We start from the raw sequence: 1241 nt of genomic DNA, 5'->3' as shown, positions 1-1241 counted from the left end.
CTCGCCAAACGCCTCACCACCGAAACCACCCCAACCTGGCGAGACGACTAAAACCACAACACACACAAAATACGTGAATCAGACGTCCTCTGAGACGAGTCAGCGGTTCGATCGGGAGTTCCGTGAGGGTGCCGTGCGGGTCGTGCGGGAGACGGGCAAGCCGATCGCGTAGGTCGCCCGGGGTCTGGGGATCAGTGACGGCCACCCTGGCGAACTGGGTGGCGCAGGATCGGCGGGCTCGGGGTGAGGCCGCCGCCGGTGGTCTCGGTGAGGACGAACGCGCCGAGCTGGCTCGTCTGCGCAGGGAGGACGCCGAGTTGGCGATGGAGCGTGATGTGCTCAAGCGAACCGTGGTCCTGTGGGTCACGGAGGCGACGAAGTGACGGTGGACGGGTTCGTCGCCGCTCAGAGGACCGAGCACACCGTGCCGCACACGGTCGTATGCCGGGCGTTGGGGCTGCACGTTACGTGAAGATCTTCATCAAGCCCGAACCGGCATCGGACCCGCCGTCCTCGCGACCCTCCGTAACACCTCGATCGGCTTCCACCGCACCAACGGCGAGACCACCATCGCCCGCGCCACCCGCCCGCCGCCCGCCGCCCGCCACCCGCCACCCGCCACCCGCACGACCTCATCACCGCCGTGACCAGCAGCAACCGACAACGCAGTTTGCCTGGAAAACCGCACCGCCTGCCGCGACGTGGAACACGGCAGCTGGTACTTCGACTCCCTCACTACCAGAGGTCCCGCTCGTGTGGAGTCAGCGTGGTCAAGGGCTTGCCCGGCTGCCACTTCCCGCGGTACCTGATCTTCGGCCAGGGGCAGTCGCCTCCGCCGACGCGTTTGAGCAGACGTACGGTGGCGGCGGGTCCACCGCCCAGGTCGACCACGTAGGTGTTGTCGGGGTCGGCGTAGTTGAACAGCACCTGGTTGCGGTTCCCGTCGTCGCCGGCGCTGCTGCTGATGGTGGCTCGGTAGACGTAGGGGCCGCATCCGCGTCGAACGTCCGCCCGGTGTAGGTGGAGCGGGACGGGTGGAGCGGGACGGGTGGAGCGGGACGGGTGGAACGGGGTCGGGCGCGGCACCGGGGTGCCGAACACCACAGGCGGGCTGTACGACAGTTGGATTTCCGCGATGGACTAGCTCCAACGCCGTTCAGTTAGGTGTTTTGGTGGGCTGTCAAGCGTGTCGTGGAGACGAAGCAGCGGAGCTCCGGTATAGAGGGTGGTCACTCTAAGAC

2 protein-coding genes are annotated in these 1241 nt (G+C 67.0%); one reads left to right on the top strand and one right to left on the bottom strand.

Going from position 1 to position 1241, the window contains the following annotated elements:
* Positions 1-194 precede the first annotated feature (194 nt).
* Positions 195-383, top strand: a complete 189-nt coding sequence (locus tag ABZS40_RS36750; protein ID WP_354949363.1) for a hypothetical protein — start codon at positions 195-197, stop codon at positions 381-383.
* A gap of 352 nt (positions 384-735) precedes the next feature.
* Here ABZS40_RS36750 and ABZS40_RS36745 read toward each other — a convergent pair whose 3' ends face one another.
* Positions 736-1104, bottom strand: a complete 369-nt coding sequence (locus ABZS40_RS36745) for a hypothetical protein (RefSeq protein WP_354949361.1) — start codon at positions 1102-1104, stop codon at positions 736-738.
* Between the last annotated feature and the right edge of the window lie 137 nt (positions 1105-1241).

Source organism: Micromonospora sp. NPDC005324 (genome assembly GCF_040607155.1).
Lineage (GTDB): Bacteria > Actinomycetota > Actinomycetes > Mycobacteriales > Micromonosporaceae > Micromonospora > Micromonospora trifolii.
The sequence above is the reverse complement of the archived record's forward strand: the minus strand, read 5'-3'. Positions and strand labels throughout refer to the sequence as shown.